Genomic DNA, 567 nt, shown 5'->3' on the forward strand with positions numbered 1-567 from the left:
AAGCTTACAGACGCTGACTGACTAGCACTTACCGAAGCGGAATGGCTGGAGCTTACAGACACTGATTGACTTGAGCTTGCTGAAACCGATTGGCTGGAGCTTACAGATGCAGACTGACTCGAACTCGCTGAAGCTGATTGGCTCGAACTTACAGATACTGATTGACTAGCACTAGTTGAAGCTGACTGACTAGCGCTCATTGAGGCTGATTGACTAGCACTCACCGATACGGACTGGCTAGCGCTGGCTGACGCAGATTCACTTGCGCTCACTGAAGCGGATTGACTAGCGCTGGCTGAGACTGACTCACTTGCGCTCGCTGAAGCGGACTGACTCGAGCTCACTGAAGCTGATTCGCTGGAGCTTACTGAGGCCGATTGACTCGAACTTACTGAGGCAGATTGACTAGCACTCAATGATGCAGATTGACTCGAACTCAATGATGCTGACTCACTTGCGCTGGCTGAAGCCGATTGACTAGCACTCAATGATGCAGATTGGCTCGAGCTGACTGAAGCGGATTCACTGGAGCTTACTGAGGCTGACTCACTTGCGCTTACTGATGCG

The 567-nt window shown here is 51.5% G+C and carries 1 protein-coding gene; it reads right to left on the reverse strand.

Annotated elements, in window-relative coordinates; all coding sequences use genetic code 11:
- Window positions 1-567, reverse strand: a 567-nt coding sequence (locus HMPREF2991_RS11155) for a hypothetical protein (RefSeq protein ID WP_257371868.1), incomplete at both ends; no start/stop codon positions are given.

Source organism: Streptococcus sp. HMSC072D07 (assembly GCF_001814835.1).
Classification (GTDB): domain Bacteria; phylum Bacillota; class Bacilli; order Lactobacillales; family Streptococcaceae; genus Streptococcus.